The 17,243-nt window shown below is 41.7% G+C and carries 23 protein-coding genes; 16 read left to right on the forward strand and 7 right to left on the reverse strand.

The features are described from left to right. The first annotated feature begins 1 nt into the window (after position 1). The 3 genes from ctaF (at position 2) to JOD03_RS00980 (ending at position 2,374) form a co-directional block, all read left to right on the forward strand. Complete coding sequence (gene ctaF / locus JOD03_RS00970) at positions 2 to 337, forward strand: cytochrome c oxidase subunit IVB (RefSeq protein ID WP_204588947.1); 336 nt, start codon at positions 2 to 4, stop codon at positions 335 to 337. A gap of 649 nt (positions 338 to 986) precedes the next feature. Beyond that, positions 987 to 1,892 (forward strand): cytochrome c oxidase assembly factor CtaG, encoded by a 906-nt coding sequence (ctaG, locus tag JOD03_RS00975; RefSeq protein ID WP_204588948.1) that lies wholly within the window; start codon positions 987 to 989, stop codon positions 1,890 to 1,892. 20 nt (positions 1,893 to 1,912) lie between these two features. Beyond that, positions 1,913 to 2,374 carry a DUF420 domain-containing protein gene (locus JOD03_RS00980; RefSeq protein ID WP_204588949.1) on the forward strand — a complete coding sequence of 154 codons (462 nt, stop codon included), beginning with the start codon at positions 1,913 to 1,915 and terminating at the stop codon, positions 2,372 to 2,374. Between the two features lie 40 nt (positions 2,375 to 2,414). On the opposite strand, the gene ytvI is transcribed toward JOD03_RS00980, so the two are convergent. Together ytvI and JOD03_RS00990 are read right to left on the reverse strand one after the other, a co-directional pair. Further along, positions 2,415 to 3,476, reverse strand: a complete 1,062-nt coding sequence (gene ytvI / locus JOD03_RS00985; RefSeq protein ID WP_338032417.1) for a sporulation integral membrane protein YtvI — start codon at positions 3,474 to 3,476, stop codon at positions 2,415 to 2,417. Between the two features lie 62 nt (positions 3,477 to 3,538). After that, positions 3,539 to 3,904, reverse strand: a complete 366-nt coding sequence (locus tag JOD03_RS00990; protein ID WP_204588950.1) for a YugN family protein — start codon at positions 3,902 to 3,904, stop codon at positions 3,539 to 3,541. A gap of 132 nt (positions 3,905 to 4,036) precedes the next feature. Between JOD03_RS00990 and JOD03_RS00995 the strand changes: the two genes are divergently transcribed. Together JOD03_RS00995 and JOD03_RS13895 are read left to right on the forward strand one after the other, a co-directional pair. Then, complete coding sequence (locus JOD03_RS00995) at positions 4,037 to 5,110, forward strand: CAP domain-containing protein (protein WP_204588951.1); 1,074 nt, start codon at positions 4,037 to 4,039, stop codon at positions 5,108 to 5,110. A 61-nt stretch (positions 5,111 to 5,171) separates the two neighbouring features. Next, positions 5,172 to 5,516: a hypothetical protein gene (locus JOD03_RS13895; RefSeq protein ID WP_420837244.1), complete on the forward strand. Its 345-nt coding sequence runs from the start codon at positions 5,172 to 5,174 to the stop codon at positions 5,514 to 5,516. Here the strand turns inward: JOD03_RS13895 and JOD03_RS01005 are convergent. Beyond that, positions 5,473 to 5,964, reverse strand: coding sequence for a PaaI family thioesterase (locus tag JOD03_RS01005; protein WP_204588953.1), 492 nt, complete (start codon positions 5,962 to 5,964; stop codon positions 5,473 to 5,475). The genes JOD03_RS13895 and JOD03_RS01005 overlap by 44 nt on opposite strands. Positions 5,965 to 6,016: 52 nt before the next feature. Here JOD03_RS01005 and JOD03_RS01010 point away from each other — a divergent pair, with 52 nt between their 5' ends. Then, positions 6,017 to 6,466 carry a YlbF/YmcA family competence regulator gene (locus JOD03_RS01010; RefSeq protein WP_204588954.1) on the forward strand — a complete coding sequence of 150 codons (450 nt, stop codon included), beginning with the start codon at positions 6,017 to 6,019 and terminating at the stop codon, positions 6,464 to 6,466. A gap of 22 nt (positions 6,467 to 6,488) precedes the next feature. Here JOD03_RS01010 and JOD03_RS01015 read toward each other — a convergent pair whose 3' ends face one another. After that, complete coding sequence (locus tag JOD03_RS01015; protein ID WP_204588955.1) at positions 6,489 to 7,397, reverse strand: glycerophosphodiester phosphodiesterase family protein; 909 nt, start codon at positions 7,395 to 7,397, stop codon at positions 6,489 to 6,491. A gap of 104 nt (positions 7,398 to 7,501) precedes the next feature. Between JOD03_RS01015 and JOD03_RS01020 the strand changes: the two genes are divergently transcribed. Beyond that, positions 7,502 to 7,774, forward strand: a complete 273-nt coding sequence (locus tag JOD03_RS01020) for a YlbG family protein (protein WP_204588956.1) — start codon at positions 7,502 to 7,504, stop codon at positions 7,772 to 7,774. On the opposite strand, the gene JOD03_RS01025 is transcribed toward JOD03_RS01020, so the two are convergent. Further along, complete coding sequence (locus JOD03_RS01025; RefSeq protein WP_204588957.1) at positions 7,769 to 8,155, reverse strand: DUF7147 family protein; 387 nt, start codon at positions 8,153 to 8,155, stop codon at positions 7,769 to 7,771. The genes JOD03_RS01020 and JOD03_RS01025 overlap by 6 nt on opposite strands. A 74-nt stretch (positions 8,156 to 8,229) precedes the next feature. Here JOD03_RS01025 and rsmD point away from each other — a divergent pair, with 74 nt between their 5' ends. Then, positions 8,230 to 8,796, forward strand: a complete 567-nt coding sequence (gene rsmD, locus JOD03_RS01030) for a 16S rRNA (guanine(966)-N(2))-methyltransferase RsmD (protein ID WP_204588958.1) — start codon at positions 8,230 to 8,232, stop codon at positions 8,794 to 8,796. Then, the gene (gene coaD / locus JOD03_RS01035) at positions 8,793 to 9,281 is read left to right on the forward strand and encodes a pantetheine-phosphate adenylyltransferase (protein WP_204588959.1); all 489 of its coding nucleotides are present in this window, start codon (positions 8,793 to 8,795) and stop codon (positions 9,279 to 9,281) included. The genes rsmD and coaD overlap by 4 nt, the downstream gene beginning before the upstream one ends. A gap of 10 nt (positions 9,282 to 9,291) precedes the next feature. Here the strand turns inward: coaD and JOD03_RS01040 are convergent, their stop codons facing one another. Continuing rightward, positions 9,292 to 9,957 (reverse strand): hypothetical protein, encoded by a 666-nt coding sequence (locus JOD03_RS01040; RefSeq protein WP_204588960.1) that lies wholly within the window; start codon positions 9,955 to 9,957, stop codon positions 9,292 to 9,294. 77 nt (positions 9,958 to 10,034) lie between these two features. Here JOD03_RS01040 and JOD03_RS01045 point away from each other — a divergent pair, with 77 nt between their 5' ends. Continuing rightward, positions 10,035 to 11,075, forward strand: coding sequence for a SepM family pheromone-processing serine protease (locus JOD03_RS01045; RefSeq protein WP_204588961.1), 1,041 nt, complete (start codon positions 10,035 to 10,037; stop codon positions 11,073 to 11,075). Here the strand turns inward: JOD03_RS01045 and JOD03_RS01050 are convergent. Continuing rightward, positions 11,065 to 12,258, reverse strand: a complete 1,194-nt coding sequence (locus tag JOD03_RS01050) for a nucleotidyltransferase (RefSeq protein WP_204588962.1) — start codon at positions 12,256 to 12,258, stop codon at positions 11,065 to 11,067. The two genes, JOD03_RS01045 and JOD03_RS01050, sit on opposite strands and share 11 nt — an antisense overlap. A gap of 125 nt (positions 12,259 to 12,383) precedes the next feature. On the opposite strand from JOD03_RS01050, the gene JOD03_RS01055 reads away from it, so the two are divergent. The 6 genes from JOD03_RS01055 to JOD03_RS01080 all read left to right on the forward strand — a co-directional run bounded on the left by JOD03_RS01055 (position 12,384) and on the right by JOD03_RS01080 (position 17,201). Continuing rightward, positions 12,384 to 12,908 (forward strand): YceD family protein, encoded by a 525-nt coding sequence (locus tag JOD03_RS01055; protein ID WP_204588963.1) that lies wholly within the window; start codon positions 12,384 to 12,386, stop codon positions 12,906 to 12,908. A 21-nt stretch (positions 12,909 to 12,929) separates the two neighbouring features. Further along, positions 12,930 to 13,103, forward strand: coding sequence for a 50S ribosomal protein L32 (gene rpmF / locus JOD03_RS01060; RefSeq protein ID WP_094941571.1), 174 nt, complete (start codon positions 12,930 to 12,932; stop codon positions 13,101 to 13,103). 114 nt (positions 13,104 to 13,217) lie between these two features. Next, a complete protein-coding gene (locus tag JOD03_RS01065; protein ID WP_204588964.1) occupies positions 13,218 to 13,976 on the forward strand; it encodes an enoyl-CoA hydratase/isomerase family protein in 759 nt (252 codons plus the stop codon). A gap of 96 nt (positions 13,977 to 14,072) precedes the next feature. Beyond that, positions 14,073 to 15,431: an acetyl-CoA carboxylase biotin carboxylase subunit gene (locus JOD03_RS01070; RefSeq protein ID WP_204588965.1), complete on the forward strand. Its 1,359-nt coding sequence runs from the start codon at positions 14,073 to 14,075 to the stop codon at positions 15,429 to 15,431. Beyond that, complete coding sequence (locus JOD03_RS01075) at positions 15,428 to 15,640, forward strand: acyl-CoA carboxylase biotin carboxyl carrier protein subunit (RefSeq protein ID WP_204588966.1); 213 nt, start codon at positions 15,428 to 15,430, stop codon at positions 15,638 to 15,640. The genes JOD03_RS01070 and JOD03_RS01075 overlap by 4 nt, the downstream gene beginning before the upstream one ends. Before the next feature lie 22 nt (positions 15,641 to 15,662). After that, complete coding sequence (locus JOD03_RS01080) at positions 15,663 to 17,201, forward strand: acyl-CoA carboxylase subunit beta (protein WP_204588967.1); 1,539 nt, start codon at positions 15,663 to 15,665, stop codon at positions 17,199 to 17,201. The last annotated feature ends 42 nt before the right edge of the window (positions 17,202 to 17,243 follow it).

A 17,243-nucleotide genomic window follows, 5' to 3' on the forward strand; every position in this document is an offset into this window, starting at 1 on the left:
GATGGGTCACGATACACATGTTGTTGTAGCGAAAAACAAGACACAATATGAATACGCGCGTCGCAAACGTTCACATCACATGCAAATGCAAGTCGTTACTTTTGCGATTATGATTTTCTTAACATTTATCGCTTTTGCAACAGTAGCTGCAGGCATGTCTGCATTTTATGTAGCACCTGTCATCTTGCTGCTTGCAGCAGTACAAGTAGTCCTTCAACTTTATTATTTCATGCATATGAGTGATAAAGGCCATAACATGGCTGCGTTCTTCTTATACAGTGGCGCATTGTTCGGCTTCACATTTATCATCACATTCTTAACGATTGTTTGGTGGTAAGTGAGAAAGGCCCCCGGTTTTGGGGGTCTTTTTTTATTTATAGGTACCTGTCCCAAACACTATTCTGACATTCATGACTATTCATTCATCATGCAAATTGACAGCTGATTTTTGCGTTATTGTATACATATTTATAAATTGTGTTGGAATTGTTTGGGGGACAGGTACCTTTTGGGAACTGCTGGGATTTATTTATTTCACTTCATTTGATTGGGTGACAGGCACAGATTCTTCCAAGACTAGAGTTGAGTGGAGGGGCTGCTTTCCGAGGGCGCGTCGTGAGTCTCCTCGGCTGCGAGAAGTGCAAGCTTCTCGTATGCCAAGAGGAGGCTCCGGTATGCTCCCCCTGGAACTCACTACCGTAGCGTCAGAGATTGACGACATTAAAAGTTCTAGAGTGGAGTTCTCCACATCTCGGGTTATCGGGTTTCGACTTCGAATGAAATCGAGTTGCGCCTCCTAGAAATCCCGCAAAAAGCCATCGCATCCCATGAAGCAAAACACGCTTCACGGGCTCCGCTGTCATTTCGCACAATTTCTGACCAGTCGGCTCCACATCTAATAAGAATGTTCACTCCCTGTTCATTGATGTGAACGCATTTCGGGGCTATAATACAAGTAGTGACTGCATAAGGAGAGGTGAGATACCTTGTCAATTTCAGAATTCGGTTTTGTCGCAAACTGGAGTCCCTATCTATTTGTTATTCTAGCTCTACTCACAGCGGGCTATTTCTATATCACCGGACCAGGACGTCATCGCTTTGCTGTGTCTGAGCCAGTAACATCTTCAGAACGTTCATACTTTGTAGGGAGTATGCTACTTCTGTACATCGTCAAAGGATCACCTGTTGACTTGATAGGTCATATTTTATTCTCGGTACATATGGCACAAATGGCTATACTGTTACTATTAATTCCGATTCTCCTGATGAAAGGGATTCCATGGTGGATTTGGGAGACGCTTCTCAGCAAACCGCTTTTTGCAAAACCCTTTAATTTTGTAACAAAGCCATTGCTAGCGCTAGTTGTATTTAGTGTATTCTTTTCTTTCTACCACATTCCATTAATTTTTGATCAAATCAAAATGAATGAAATTTTACACACCGTAGTGACATTCGCGTTATTCTTATCTGCCATCTTTATGTGGTGGTCTGTGGTCGATGTGACGAAAAATCAAAAAACGCTACATGGGCTCAAAAAAATTGGATTTATTATAGGAAGTGCCGTATTAATTACACCCGCTTGTGCGCTTATCATTTTTGCAAGTGACCCGATGTATGCTACTTATACAGATGCAGATGCTTGGCAAAAAGCGATGGAGCTTTGTGTTCCAGCATCGACTCTTTCCCAATTATCTTTATCTGGACCAGAATTATTTACAAGCATGTCAGCTCATGAAGATCAACAGCTTGGCGGAATCATTATGAAAATTATCCAAGAGCTCATTTATGCTGTATTGTTATCGAGTGTATTTTTTGCTTGGTACCGTAATGAGCAAGACCGAGCAGATGAAATTACAGAACAAGCTATTCGCGATCTTCAAACGAGAGTATAAAGACTTAAAGGAGAATTGGAATGACGCTACCCTTATTGCCAACAATCAGTACATTTTTTATTGTACTCAGTGCTATACTAGTCGCAATTGGCTGGTACTTGATCAAGCAAAGAAAAATTGAAGCACATAAAAAAACGATGCTAGCTGCTGCTGCATCGGCATTAACATTCTTTATTATTTACGTATCGCGCACACTTTTTGTTGGAAACACAGCATTTGGTGGACCAGACGATATCAAAATTTATTACACGCTATTTTTAATCTTCCATATTATTTTGGCGACTACAGGTGCTGTGTTTGGTCTTACCACACTTTACTTAGGTCTCAAAAACAACATCGAAAAACATCGCAAATGGGGACCAATTACATCAGTAGTCTGGTTTTTTGTAGCTATTACAGGAGTCGCTGTCTATTGTCTTCTTTACGTATTCTATACGGGTGGAGAAACGACTTCACTTTTTAAAGCAATATTAGGGAATTAATAAAAAGCCTTTCCGATCACTTTGATCGGAAAGGCTTTTACTATAGTTTGAAATCTAATTTAATAATGCCAGCTTCTTTAGCTGTCGTGAAAATGATAACGACCAATGGGCCTACGATAAAGCCTACCAAGCCAAATAATTTAGCACCAATAAACATAGCGATTAAAACAGCAAGTGGGGAGAGTCCCATTTGAACACCCATAACTTTAGGTTCGACTGTTCGGCGAATGATCAGAAGAATAATTCCTAAAATAGTTAATTTTGTTCCAAGTGCGATATTTCCCATCGCGAATGCGCCAATTGCCCAAGGCGCCATAATAATAATGGAGCCGAGTATTGGAATTACATCAATTACCCAGATAATAAGGGCCATCACTAATGCATATTCCGGAATAATAATATATAAGCCAACTAAACTAGCAAATAAAATGATGAAACTCACCATTACTTGGGCTTTCATAAAACCAAAAATAACGCGTTTAATTCCAGAATACATAAATAAGATTTTATCTGCAGTTTCGTTAGAGAAGTAACTAAAAAACTTCCCACGCAAGTTTGGTAGATCTAACATAAATAAAAAGAGAGCAATTAAAAACACAATAAAACTTACAAGCAAATTTGGAATTCCAGCCAACAAGCTTGTGATGTTGTCGTAATTGACAATTGCTAAAAGTGAAAGTTGTAAACTATTTAAAGTGGCATCGACTTCAGTTTGAATGGACTCCACGACTTCGAGGGGAAGACCTGCAGTTAAATCAAAAAGTTGATTTTGTAAATTGATCCATATAACACCCAAATCGTTTAAGTAAGAAGGGAAGGCTTTTGACCATTCGATAATGCGTGAAATTAATGAAGTAATCATAAAGTAAAATAAGAGGATAAACAATCCGAACGTTAGTGTGTAATTCACTATTACGGAAGTTTTGCGGCTCAACTTAAAGCGATTTTGTGAAAAATGTACAAGTGGTTCAACAAAAATGGCAACAAGTAATGCCAAAATGATAGGTACCGAGACCGGCAAAATGACAAGTGCGAGAATAGCTAAGATAGTTAGTAAAATAATATTTCGTACTAGTGTACGATCGATTCGTTTCACTTTCACTGCATGCGCTCCTTTAGAAGTAGGTAAGAAAAAAGAGTAGAGTGACCTCTACTCCTTTCAAATTATGCGCGAATCTCAAATGCTTGTAAGTCAGCACGGATAGCTGCAAGCGTTTGTTCACATGATTTTAGTAAGTGTTTTGGGAACACTTCATCTTCTCCGTATTCAACACCGTGTGGATAGTAGTGCTTTCCAACAACCGGCTTCATTAGAGTCATCATCGCATCGTGTGCACCGACATCTCCATCCGTTGTATACGTAAACACGCGAAGGTAATATGTGCCCTCACGAATTACAAACTTCTTGTCATACGTAGCACGCTCATAGTCCCATGCACCAGCACGAACCATTCCATGTTTGTTCATAATGTCATCCAGTAGGTTCAAATCCACTACTAAATTCTCTAGACCAGTATTTTCAAAATACATGGAACACCCTCCTTTAGGTTTTCACCCTATTTCTTCTACTTAATAGTATAGGAAAATATGATCTGATGCAATGACAACATTGTGTCAGAACAGCGCTCACTGCTATACTAAAATGAAAAGGGAGGAGAGCAGATGAACAATTTAGCGAAGTTATTTATAGCAGCAGTTATAGTTGTCTTTGCTTTCGTCTTATTTGATCAACCGGTTCAAGAAAATGAGCTTTTAACAGAAGAAAGACAAACAGGACAAGTATTGCCTCAAGAGAATTTGACAGACTCAACTCCTGATTACAATGTTTTTTCGCGACCGAAAGAAGGAGTCTCGACTTTTGTAGGGAAACCAATTGAAGAATGGCGAAAGGCTTATGGTGATCCACTTCGAATCGAACCTTCTTTGTATAATTATGAATGGCATATTTATAAACATGATGTGATCAGTTATCAAATGGTGGGTGTAGAAGATGGCATCATTAATCAAGTATATGCTGCCGGAGAAGATGCACAGGTCAATCCTTATAAGGTGGGGCAATCACTCGAAGAGATTTATAGGTTCACATTAGTGCTTCCTGAAATCGGACTGGAGTTAAATGACAGCACCTATGTCCTGTCATTGAGTCCTTCCGATACACAACGCCGAATCTTGGTTCAATACGAAGGTTTATTCGCCCAACTCTACATTGATACTTTCGACAATCAATTAGAAGGGGTGCGTTTTATTACTCCTGAAGTATTGTTGATGCACCGTGCATACGACACCTACTACGAGGGGGAAATGGTCGAAACAACGTATCCAACGTCAGCAATTCAAAATGCTGTGGACCGAGCTGCTGAACGAGAATTGTTCGACTTGACCAATTTGTATCGTATGCGTCATGGCGTCGAAGCTTTAAATACGTATCCTGCGCTTGCTCAAATTGCTAGAGAATATAGTCAAGAGCTTGCAAAGAGTGAGATAGTGATGCAAGAGGAATTTGAGCTTTCTAAATACGAAGACAAACTGGAAGAGTTTGAAATCCCATTCAAAAGAGCTGGAGGGAATAGTGCCGCCCTCTACAGAGATCCTATAGAAGCCATCAATGGTTGGATCAATTCAAAAGTGCATAGAGAAACGATTCTTGAACCTACTTATACGCATCTTGGAGTAGGAGTCTTTTCAGAGTATTACACGCAAAATTTTATAGAGATTGCTCAAGAGGAGTCCGAATAACAGTACCGCCGCCATCTGTCATAAATGACCAAATGGTGAGCGGTATTTTAATAGTACGATTGTGATTGGATATGGAGGGGACAGAGACAGCAAGAAGAGGGGAACGATTGGTTGCATCGCATCAAAACAATGCAAGAGAGTTATATTCACTTTAGACAATCCACGTTTTGAAGAACCTTTACAGCCACTGCTAGACATGAAAAAAAACGCACCAGACGCACTTGTCATGCCTGACAGAAAAGTGGCGATTTGGTACGCGCTCGAGACGAGTAATGTAGGTGAACCTATAATAATTGCTGGAAAAGGGAACGAACGAGAAATTGCGTATCGTGGTGTTTCCATTCCTTTTCATGATAAAGCCATTATTTTTGAGTGGGCAGGTCAATCACAAAGAATGAGCCTGTAGCATACGCGATTCTTGTCCCTTTTGCATCATATGCAGAAGCTTCCAATACAAGTGTTTGACGACCTTTATGTAAGTAAGAGGCAATGCTATATACAGACGGCTCAGTTGTTGCTTTCGTATAATGAATCGTCAAATTCGTGGTAACAGCGCCTTTTCCTTGCGGGCGTAAATCTTTGTTCACTAAGAAGCCCATTGCATTATCGATTAACGTTGCTACAATTCCTCCGTGTGGCATTCCGAACGAATTGACCGTTAAAGGTGTGATCGGCATGTCTACTCGGCACGTCTCATCTGGAAAGGATATATCAAACTGGAATGCTGCATTGACAAATGTCGTATAACGACCTTGACGTTTTTCTTCAAGACTGTTGACGAATGTCTCCAGTAAGTTTCTTTCAGTCTCTGTAGCTTGTTCTAAAAAGCTTTGAATGGTAGAAGTTGTATGCAAGTTGGTTTTCCCCTTTATAAAAATTTGGTATGATGAAGCGGGAGGGATCATCATGCAGATGACATCTGACTGGCTTACGATCTTGGATGAAGTAGATGAACTTAACACGTTCGTCATGAACTCTGAAATCGTGTCAGCTTATTATAAAGCCCACACGGACGTGTACGCGTCCCCAGAAGTGGCGAAAGTAGTTCATGAGTTTTCACGTCTGAAAGAGACGTATGAAGAAGTTCAACGATTTGGAAAGTATCACCCAGATTATAAAACTATTAATTCCAAAATCCGCATCAAAAAACGAGAGATGGACCTTATTCCACAAGTTGCAGAGTTGAAAGCGGCTGAAAATGATGTTCAAGATTTGCTAGATGAACTCAGTCTGCTTATTGCTCACGCGGTTTCAACAGATATTAAAGTACCTGTCAGCAACCCTTTCTTTCAGAGTGCGACAGGCTCGTGTAGTACGGGATGTGGAACGGGATCTGGTTGTGCATGTTCTGCTTAAAAGCTCCTACGGGGGCTTTTTTTTAATGGCCTTCTCCTTGAATGAGTTGCACGGCCACTTCTGGACTGTCGGTCACAATTCCATCCGCTCCGTTTTCAAGTAGACGCTTCATGTCTTCTTGTTGATCAATGGTCCAGTAATGCACTTTAATATTTAGTGAATGCAAGAATCGAATAAAGCCGGCGGTGTCTAAGCGAATTGATTTATGTTTCGTAGGTAGCTGGAATACATCCGCTTTTGGGTGATAGAGATGTTTGAACTGACTCGTGTATGCGGTATATGCTTTTCGTACTTCTTTTTCACCTGCCCCTAACGCTACCCGGTTTTGTGCGTACAGATTGAAGCGGTCGATTTGTTCGTCGAAGAAACTCGTCACTACAACACGGTCCAGTGCTCCAGCTTCTTCTATAACGCGCCATAATTTAGAAGGCATCAGTGAGCCTTCATAAGAGGTAGGGGCGTCTTTCATATCCATATTTATATAGAGAAACGGAAAACGATCCAACAGTTCTTGTAACGTTAGGATTCTTGCTTTTTCAAGTTCCTCGGATGAAAATTTTGCGCGGTCTACAAACTTTTCACTAAAGTCGATGGATTGAATCTCATCAAGCGTCATTTCACTGACTAAGCCTGTAGCTCCGCTTGTGCGATCTACAGTGTCATCGTGAAAGACGATAATTTGTTCATCTTTTGTCATACGTAAATCAATTTCGAAGCCGTGAACACCCAGTTCTGCGGCTTTTTCAAACGCAAGCCAAGTAGATTCAGGCGCATTATTAGAGCCACCTCGATGAGCTAATACAATCGGTTGTTCTGTTGCAAGTACAGATTTCTGCGAGCGTGGTTGCGGTTTGGAGAGTACTTTCGTTCCCGCCCAAGCTGTACCAGCTGCCGCAGCAACAACTAAAGCTATGGTTCGTTTACGTGTCATAAAAATTGCCTCCAATACATTCAGTTTTCAGAATTTCCCTGCTGTGGTAGACTAAACTTACTATGAATTCGTCATTTGAGCAAATTTAGAAGAGGGGGATCTGTATGATTCCAAGACAAGGGTTAATCGTCTATGTTAATCATTTAAAGCATGCGAAGACACTTCGTAAATACGGACATGTCTACTATATTTCTAGAAAATTAAAATACGTAGTGTTGTATATGAATCAAGAAGATATCGAGTCTGTTACAACAAGACTTTTAAAACTTCCGTTCGTTAAAAAGCTAATGCCTTCAGAGCGACCATTTATTAACACGGAATATGAAAACTCGAAACCTGATAAAGCGAAAGAATACGATTATAAAATCGGATTATGATAAAGGCGGCAGCAAATGGTTTAGACGCATTATCGCAATGAGTGCTTGATGGTAATGATCAATCGATCCAAATTCACTAGAATGTTTTACTTCAAGTGTGACGGGTACGACATCAAGTTCGTGCAAAGTACGTTCGAACATGAGCTGTCTTTCGGTTTTCGGCTCTTGAAAAGGGATACCTTCCCGACAACTATATATAGGGATAAATGGTACGTCTCCAGCTGGTTTCAATGCCAATGCCAAGGAGACACTTTTTTTGTCATTTTTCTTGCCATGTAAAATAAACGCATGAAGAATTCGATGTTTGTTTGTTTTTGCTAGTTCACAAAGCTCAAACACATCCCCATACCCTTCGCCTAACTCTATCAATCGCTGAATCATGAAAATCGTCCTTTCTTGGTACAGTTCTTATGTTAATTTACTAAATATCGCACAACTTGGAAAGGGGAAACACGATGCGTATCGTTTCCGGAAGTCGCAAAAGTATACCATTAAAAGCAGTACCAGGGGATGCGACACGCCCTACGACAGATAAAGTAAAAGAATCTTTATTTAACATTCTTGGACCTTATTTTGAAGGAGAATTTGTTCTCGACTTATTTGCTGGATCGGGTTCTCTTGGTTTAGAAGCACTTAGTAGAGGTGCAAACTATGCAGTCTTCGTTGAAAAAAACGGGAAAGCCGTAAAAGTTCTTCAAGAAAACGTAGAAAAAGCACGCTTTACTGAACAAGCTGAGATTATGAAAGGTGATGCACGGCGCGTTTTAGAGGATTTGCAAGAGCGAGGAGTTGCATTTGATTTAATTTTTCTTGATCCTCCTTATGCGCAAATCAAGTTGTATAGTTTGGCAGAAACGATCATAGAGATGGGGTTGTTGAAAGAAGATGGTCTCATTATTTGTGAACATGCAAAAGAAGTAAACGTAGAAGATTTCATTCCGTCTGCTAGTTGTTACCGTAAAGAACAATATGGAAGTTTGAGCATCTCATTCTTTGAACATAAAAGGAGTTCGACACAATGAAAATTGCAGTAGTTCCAGGTTCGTTTGATCCTATCACCAATGGTCATTTAGACATCATCACGCGAGCATCGGTGATTTTTGACAAAATCAAAGTAGTCGTTTTAAATAATTCATCGAAAAACCCACTATTTACTGTAGAAGAGCGTATGAACCTGATTGAACAATCTACAGCACATCTTGGAAATGTCGAAGCGGACACCTTTTCAGGTTTATTAGTAGATTATGCGAAACAAGAAAATGCACAAGCTATTATACGCGGATTACGCGCTGTATCGGATTTCGAATATGAGATGCAGATCACGTCAATGAACCGAAAGTTAAACGATCAAGTGGAGACATTGTTCATCATGACTAAAAATGAATATTCCTTCTTGAGTTCTAGTATTGTAAAAGAAGTTGCCAAATATGAAGCACAGCTCCATGAATTCGTCCCTGCACCTGTTGAAAAAGCACTGCGCGAAAAATTTACGAATTCGGAAGCCTAGTGCTTCTTTTTTACGTCAAAAAATAAAGAGCACTCACTAAAACAATCATCGTATAAATTCTGGCTATAAAGTAAGGGAAAAATGATATCCCAGAACCTCTAAGTAACAGCAAGTTCTGCAAGTGAATGCTCATTCCAGTAAAACCAAGAACTAGTCCATAGTAAGGCAATGTAGCGCCAGTAACCGATGCTTGCTCAATACCAGCAGATAGTTCAAGTAGACCATAAAGAAGAGTGGCCATAGCATCTGGCAAGACAAAGGTTTGAATGACTACTTCAGCAGCTGAACTACTGACAATGACGGACACAGCACTAATGGTTAATGTCTCAGCTATTGATTGAAAAAATGGAGCTGTGGTAGCCGAACGCTTAGCAACAGGAGAAGTTGTAGATGTTTTGCGAAGCATCCATAAACCCACTATACTCAAATTAATACTATGGATGAGCAGAAGAAGTTGAAAGCCGATTGTTCGATCACCTAAACTTTCTAAACCTACAAATGCCAGTAGTAACATTGGACTTGGGAATTGTAAAGCAGCCAGAAGCAAAGACGGGGATTTTAGATAGCCTCGTTCCAATGACTGTTTCATGAAAGGAATGAGTACAGTTAAAAAAAGAGTAACGCCTTTAGAGGCGCCACCAAAGGATGCAGAAGGAAACAGTAGACCAAGAAACATCAGTGTAAGGCAACTGACCTGCACAATGTGGTGAATGGGCTTCGCTCCTTACTCAAGTTACTAGAGGGGGAAAAGAGATGAAAAGATGGGCAGGTCCAATTGGAATTGTACTAGCCTTACTAGTTTTGTTTTATCCGCTGGATTATTATATTTCAAAACCCGGTGGCGCATACGAACTGTCTCCAATTGTAGAAGTAGAAAATAAAGATGCGGGAGATACGGGTGAATTACGTCTATTGACAATCGCTTTATCTAAAGCAACGCCCGCTACTTATATTTATCAGTCATTGAAAGATCCAGACCATTTAATGAAAGCTAATCAAATTCGGCGAGAAGATGAAGATGATGAAGCCTACGAAGTGCGTCAGTTAAAACTGATGTCGAATTCACAACTCAATGCTATACAAGTAGCATATGACAAAACTGACGAACCATATGAATTGATAAACAATGGATTATTCATCTATTCAGTTGTCAAAGGAAGTCCAGCAGACGGTACGCTTCGTCCTGGAGACCGGATCCAAGCGATTGACGGGAACGCGGATGTGAGTGAACAAGCGCTTCAAGAATTTATTTTAACAAAAGAAGTCGGCGATACGATTCAATTATCAATTGATCGTGACGGAGAGAAACGAGATGTTGAAATTACTTTAGGAAGCATCCCAGAGATTCCAGACCGTCCGGCTGTTGGAATTTCCTATCAACAAGATCAAGAGATTACGACAGAGCGTGAAGTGTCATTCCAATCTGACGAAATTGGGGGGCCATCTGCGGGATTAATGTTCACGTTAGAAATCATGAATCAATTACTTGAAGGCGACTTAACAAAAGGGTATAGCATCGCAGGGACTGGTGAGATTCTGGCTGACGGCCGAGTGGGTCGCATCGGTGGAGTGGATTTAAAAGTCGTAGCGGCAGCTGAAGAAGGTGTCGATTTTATGTTTGCACCAGATGATGAGATTTCAGAAGACCTTCTTGCAACGAACCCAAACCTATTGAGTAATTATCAAGCCGCCATAGAAACAAAAGAAGAACTAGGTTTAGATATTGAAATTGTGCCTGTCAAAACAATCGACGACGCACTTGATTACTTAGAAAAGCTGCCCCCTAAATCCTAAGGGGCAGCTTTTTATATTCTTGACCTACTTGGTTATGAAGCTGTTTAGATGAGTACCCTAAGTAATAGACATCCGAAGATCGGGTATCGTGGGCAAGGAAAAGTGAATCGCTACTGGCTAGACGAGAGACGAGCGGCAGCTCAAAGGCTTTTTTGTGGTGATTCAGGTACGCCTGTCCAGCTGATGTCATGCCGAGGAGTCGAACAGCGTCTGGCATCTCTTTCGTGCGTTGTGATTCCAGAAATCCTGTATAAATATGGGTCATCATACGTTGGAGTCGAGTCCATGTATAGCGCTTTGATTTTAACAACTGCATAAACTCCTGATAACTTGTGGCTGTCTTCGCATGTTTATGAATTGCAAATTCTATACCCTCTGTCACTTCAGCATGCTCTCTTAATTGATCGGGTGTTTTTGAAAGGATGGCATAGCGTAATGTCGGCCAAAATTGTTCCCAACTCGCAAATTGTTGGTAGGTGTTATACCATTCATTCAATAATCGGTAGGTAGCTGCTGGTACGTGATCGCCTGGAATACTCATCGTCTTAAACAACGAATGGCGAATACCAGTCGCACTCGCTATTGTTTGGCCTTCTTCGATAAAATCATGATACCCAGCCCCGATACGCTGAATAGTGACAGGTTGAATCGGTTTTCCTTGTGCGGCTTCTACGTAATGATAGCCGAGAATATTGTTAGGTTGCGCTAAGTCAACAGACGTTTCTGAATGAGGATGTAAGCTTTGAAAAGCATCTTGTAACGCCATAGGATAACTTTTTCCTTGGGAGAGGGAATGCTTAATTTGTGAATTATAGTACTCTCGATTGGTAGCAATTAGATGATATGTCGTGATAAAATCTTCAATTTCTCCGTGCTCACTTCCGAATACAAAGGAGTCACATTTTAATTCATTGGCCAGATGAATGGCTCCTTGTGCGAACTCCGTTGCAGATGCGGTAGCAAACCGGTATGGCAACTCGACGACAATATCGACACCACTAGATAGTGACATTTTTGCTCGCGTCCATTTATCGACTAGAGCAGGCTCACCCCTTTGCAAGAAGTTGCCGGACATTACTGCAATAACAATGTCTGCGCCTGTAACTTTTCTAGCTTGTTGAACATGATAAGCATGTCCATTATGAAAAGGATTATGTTCTACAACGACCCCTGTTGCTTTCAATTTTCATCGCTCCTTCGTATACTAGTAACAGTATACGCGCAGGGAAAACAGGTGACAAGAAATTATCTTGACATCTATTTCTGCACGTTATATAATCAACTTTGTTGTCTTGAGGTGATAAACGTATGAAATGGACAATTCATCAATTGGCGAAATACCGTCGTAGTCATATGGAAATTGACGAAGAAGTTCAGCTTCCTGAACTGATGAAGCGAAATCCTGAGATTCGGCACGTATCACCCGTACATGTAAAAGCCCGTTGTACAGTTGGTGCAACGAGTTTAACTTGCCACTTTCATTTAGAAGGACACCTCATTTTACCAAGTTCTCGGACATGGGAAGATGTGGAGTTTCCGTATTCGATCGATTCAACAGAAGTGTTTGATTGGTCAGAGCATGCTGAGGAAAGCGATAATGTCCATCCTGTTGAAGGAGAAGTCATCAACGTTGACCCGGTATTGGAGGAACTGATTCTTTTAACCATTCCTCTTCAAGTTTTTAAAGAAGATGCAGACGAGCCGAGACCTGAGGGTGGAAGCTTTTGGAGCTATGCAACGGAAGAAGAACTGAAGGAAAAGGAAGCTGGCGAACAAAAAACGGATCCAAGACTTGCTGAATTAGCTAAGTATTTTGATCAAACAGACGAATAGATCTGTAAGGAGGTGCCATCAATGGCTGTACCATTTAGAAGAACTTCTAAAACTGCAAAAAGAAAGCGTCGTACGCATTTCAAACTATCTGTACCTGGTATGGTAGCATGCCCAAACTGTGGTGAAGCGAAATTGGCTCACCGCGTATGTAAGTCATGCGGACACTACAAAGGGAAAGAAGTTGTAAGCAAATAATTCAGTATTTGCGACACACTTAATACTGATAACTTTCTGAGTTATCCGTATAATAAAGACTAGCAGAGAGGCCATGGCTCTCTACTAGTCTTTTTTCTATGGGAGGAATTTTTCATGAGCTTTCGTATCACAAAGTTAGATGGAATTGTTCAGTTTCAAATTACACGACCTGAAATACATAATGCCGTCAATCATGAAGTGGTAGACGGATTTGCTCTATTTATTGAGCAACTCGCCCAGGAAGATGTGCAGTTTGGGGTTGTCACGGGTGAAGGGGACAAGGCGTTTTGTAGTGGGGGGGATTTATCTGTGTTCCACTCTCTACGTACGGAGCAACAAGCTCTTGAAATCCACGAACGAATGGCGACCCTTTTATACAAATTAGCCACTCAACCTGTACCGGTCATTGCGCTTGTGAACGGCACCGCAATCGGTGGCGGTGCTGAGATCGCATCTGCTTGCGATTACCGGTTGGTTAGTCAACATGCACGAGCGGGCTTTGTACAAGGGACCCTCGCTATCACGTCTGGGTGGGGCGGTACGACATTCCTTCAGCTAAAGGGCATTCCTTACGATAAATTATTGAAATTTACAACAGAGGCAAAGCCACTACCCGCAGATGAACTAAAAGATCTGGGGTGGGCGACTTCCGTTTATTCAGGCGACAAGTGGGCCGCAGTAGCTGACTTTGTAAAACAGATGAAGCAATTGCATCCGTCCGTTGCAAAGTCTTATAAAACTCTTTTAACAACTGAGTTGCGTAAGCCTGAAGTATATGAACGAGTGCTAGATGAGGCGCGCATGTGTGCAAAGTTATGGGAACTGGATGCACACCACGAAGCGGTAGACCGATTTTTAGCACGTAAGAAATAAAAAGTGCGGACAATTTGAATTAATTTGTCAATTCATAGTTGAAATCGCTTTCATGTTTCGTATAGACTTAGAACGTGTGGGAAGGGGAGAAATGTTTTGAAACGTATACTTATTGCGAATCGGGGAGAAATCGCAAGTCGTATCATACGTACATGCGAAAAAATGGGGATTGAAACAGTGGCTGTCTATTCAGAAGCTGACGCAGAGATGCCTTTTGTCAAGCAGGCAACAGTCGCGCATCTGATAGGGCCAGCACCTGTTAACCAATCCTATTTAAATAAAGCAGAAATACTACGTGTTGCAAAAGAAGAGCAGGTAGACGCTATTCATCCTGGCTATGGGTTCCTCTCTGAAAATGCAGAATTTGTTCGGGAGATTGAAGCAGCAGGAATTCGCTTCATCGGTCCCTCTGCTGAGACCATTGATAAGATGGGCGACAAAATTGCTTCACGGGAGACGATGAAACTGGCTGGGGTGCCAGTTGTCCCTGGGACTGAAGAAGGATTGGCGACTGCTGAAGATGCCGTGACATATGCTAACTCGATCGGATATCCCGTCATGCTTAAAGCATCGGGCGGCGGTGGTGGTATTGGCATGGTGAAATGTGAAAATGAGCAAACGCTCGCTCAACAATTCACTGGCATCAAAACACGCGCGAAAAACTACTTTGGCAATGATGCTGTGTTCGTAGAAAAGTTTGTCGAGCCGGCACGTCATATCGAAGTTCAAATTTTTGGAGATGCAACAGGTAACGTCTATCACTTGTTTGAACGAAATTGTTCTGTGCAACGACGCAATCAAAAAGTCATCGAAGAAGCGCCGTCACCTGCATTATCGGACGCAACAAAAGCAAAACTTTATGAAGCGGCAGTTAAAGCAGCGCAGGCCGTGAACTATAAAAATGCTGGAACTGTCGAATTTATTATGGACGCAGATGAAAACTTCTATTTCTTGGAGATGAATACACGTCTTCAAGTAGAACATCCGATAACAGAGTTGATTACAGGACAGGATTTAGTTGAATGGCAATTACTAACAGTAATGGGCAACGAGTTACCAATTCGTAGTCAAGATGACTTGTCAGTGGCAGGTCATGCGCTCGAGTTTCGTCTCTACGCAGAAGATTCAGAGCGCTTCATGCCATCACCAGGGGAATTAGAGACACTTGAGTTTCCACAAGGCGAGGGGATTCGAATCGACGGGGGCTATGCGCAAGGTACCTCTGTCACACCTTATTACGATCCAATGATTGCGAAAATCATTATCTCAGGTGATTCCCGCGAACAAGCAATCGAGCGTGCGAAAGATGCTCTTGCACAGGTCCAAGTTGAAGGGGTTAAATCGAACTTGTCGTTCTTTAAAGACTTCCTGACATTTAGAGAGTTCGAGCAAGGAAGTTATGCAACGAATGTAATCGATCACTATAGAAAATACAAACTGGAGGAACAATCATGAAAACATTACTTTCAACAATGGCAGGAACAGTATTCACAGTAAATAAAGCAGTCGGAGAAGAAGTCGTCACAGGAGACGTCGTTTTAGTTCTTGAATCAATGAAAATGGAGATTCCTGTGGAGTCTGATCAATCGGGAAAAATCACGCAAGTACACGTAAACGAAGGGGATTTTGTAAACGAAGGGGACACGCTCGTCACATTCGAATAAGACAACAAGGGGGGAGATGGGTATGGTCACAAAACCATATAATGAGCGTTTAGAAGAAAAGGTGTCGACAATCTTTGCGGGTGGAGCTTCAAAATACCATGAAAAAATGAAAGAGCAGGGCAAGATGTTTGTTCGTGATCGTCTCGCGCTGTTATTTGATAATGGCGAGTATAAAGAAGACGCAAAGTTTGCAAATAGTGAGGCAGGCGATCTTCCGGCAGATGGCGTGGTCACGGCGATGGGGAAAGTCGGCGGCCAAATGGTGTGTGTCATGGCGAATGATTCGACAGTCAAAGCTGGTTCATGGGGTTCACGAACTGTGGAGAAGATTATTCGCATCCAAGAAGTCGCAGAAAAAAACCGTTTGCCACTTCTCTATTTGGTGGATTCGGCAGGTGCGCGTATTACGGATCAGTTAGATATGTTCCCGAACCGTCGCGGTGCAGGACGTATTTTCCACAACCAAGTGCGTCTATCAGGTTTTATACCACAGATTTGTTTATTGTTCGGCCCATCCGCTGCAGGTGGTGCATATATTCCGGCGTTCTGTGATATTGTCATCATGGTCGATGGGAACGCATCGATGTATTTAGGTTCACCACGTATGGCCGAAAAAGTAATCGGGGAGAAAGTAACGCTCGAAGAAATGGGTGGGGCGCGCATGCACTGTTCAGTTAGTGGATGCGGAGACGTGTTAGCTGACAATGAAGAACATGCGATTGAACTTGCCAAATCATATCTTGCGTTCTTCCCAGCCAACTTCTTGGAGCAGCCTCCGGTTGTAGATGCTGTGAAACCAAAAGCGGGGCGCTCGCTTGAAGAGATTATTCCAGAAAACCAAAATGCACCATTTGATATGTACGAAGCCATTGATCAATTGATTGATGAAGGGACTTTCTTTGAGATTAAAAAGTTGTTTGCGTCCGAGTTGATCACGGGTCTTGCCCGCATTGACGGTAAACCTGTTGGTATCATTGCGAATCAACCGAAAGTAAAAGGCGGCGTGCTATTCATTGATTCAGCGGATAAAGGCGCGAAGTTCATCTCGTTATGTGATGCGTTCCATATTCCACTCTTGTTTTTAGCGGATGTTCCAGGATTCATGATTGGAACAAAAGTTGAGCGTGGTGGCATTATTCGTCACGGGGCGAAATTGATTGCAGCAATGAGTTCGGCTACTGTACCTAAAATCTCTGTAGTTGTCCGAAAAGCGTATGGAGCTGGGTTGTATGCAATGGCTGGCCCTGCATTCGAACCAGATGTCTGTTTAGCGCTTCCGACAGCCCAAATTGCTGTCATGGGTCCAGAAGCAGCAGTGAATGCAGTGTATTCAAACAAGATTGAATCCATTGAAGATCCAAAAGAAAGACTTGCATATGTACAAGAAAAACATGCAGAATATAAAAAGGAAATTGATATTTACAAATTGGCATCTGAGATGATTGTCGATGAAATCATCCCGCCATCTGAGTTGCGTCAAGAGCTTGTGGATCGTCTAGCGCTGTATGCGACGAAACACATTCCTGCACCACCACGTAAACATCCAGTATTTCCTGTTTAAATAGTCTACCCTTTAGGGGTAGGCTTTTTTCTAACAGAGAAG

Origin of the sequence: Chryseomicrobium aureum (assembly GCF_016909155.1) — a bacterium.
Lineage (GTDB): Bacteria > Bacillota > Bacilli > Bacillales_A > Planococcaceae > Chryseomicrobium > Chryseomicrobium aureum.

Excerpts from the sequence above, each read along its gene's own strand:
- ctaF (WP_204588947.1), top strand. The coding sequence starts at position 2 with ATGGGTCACGATACACATGTTGTTGTAGCGAAAAACAAGACACAATAT.
- JOD03_RS00980 (WP_204588949.1), top strand. The coding sequence starts at position 1,913 with ATGACGCTACCCTTATTGCCAACAATCAGTACATTTTTTATTGTACTC.
- JOD03_RS00990 (WP_204588950.1), bottom strand. The coding sequence starts at position 3,904 with ATGTATTTTGAAAATACTGGTCTAGAGAATTTAGTAGTGGATTTGAAC.
- JOD03_RS00995 (WP_204588951.1), top strand. The coding sequence starts at position 4,037 with ATGAACAATTTAGCGAAGTTATTTATAGCAGCAGTTATAGTTGTCTTT.
- JOD03_RS01010 (WP_204588954.1), top strand. The coding sequence starts at position 6,017 with ATGCAGATGACATCTGACTGGCTTACGATCTTGGATGAAGTAGATGAA.
- JOD03_RS01015 (WP_204588955.1), bottom strand. The coding sequence starts at position 7,397 with ATGACACGTAAACGAACCATAGCTTTAGTTGTTGCTGCGGCAGCTGGT.
- JOD03_RS01020 (WP_204588956.1), top strand. The coding sequence starts at position 7,502 with ATGATTCCAAGACAAGGGTTAATCGTCTATGTTAATCATTTAAAGCAT.
- JOD03_RS01025 (WP_204588957.1), bottom strand. The coding sequence starts at position 8,155 with ATGATTCAGCGATTGATAGAGTTAGGCGAAGGGTATGGGGATGTGTTT.
- rsmD (WP_204588958.1), top strand. The coding sequence starts at position 8,230 with ATGCGTATCGTTTCCGGAAGTCGCAAAAGTATACCATTAAAAGCAGTA.
- coaD (WP_204588959.1), top strand. The coding sequence starts at position 8,793 with ATGAAAATTGCAGTAGTTCCAGGTTCGTTTGATCCTATCACCAATGGT.
- JOD03_RS01040 (WP_204588960.1), bottom strand. The coding sequence starts at position 9,957 with ATGTTTCTTGGTCTACTGTTTCCTTCTGCATCCTTTGGTGGCGCCTCT.
- JOD03_RS01045 (WP_204588961.1), top strand. The coding sequence starts at position 10,035 with ATGAAAAGATGGGCAGGTCCAATTGGAATTGTACTAGCCTTACTAGTT.
- JOD03_RS01055 (WP_204588963.1), top strand. The coding sequence starts at position 12,384 with ATGAAATGGACAATTCATCAATTGGCGAAATACCGTCGTAGTCATATG.
- rpmF (WP_094941571.1), top strand. The coding sequence starts at position 12,930 with ATGGCTGTACCATTTAGAAGAACTTCTAAAACTGCAAAAAGAAAGCGT.
- JOD03_RS01065 (WP_204588964.1), top strand. The coding sequence starts at position 13,218 with ATGAGCTTTCGTATCACAAAGTTAGATGGAATTGTTCAGTTTCAAATT.
- JOD03_RS01075 (WP_204588966.1), top strand. The coding sequence starts at position 15,428 with ATGAAAACATTACTTTCAACAATGGCAGGAACAGTATTCACAGTAAAT.
- JOD03_RS01080 (WP_204588967.1), top strand. The coding sequence starts at position 15,663 with ATGGTCACAAAACCATATAATGAGCGTTTAGAAGAAAAGGTGTCGACA.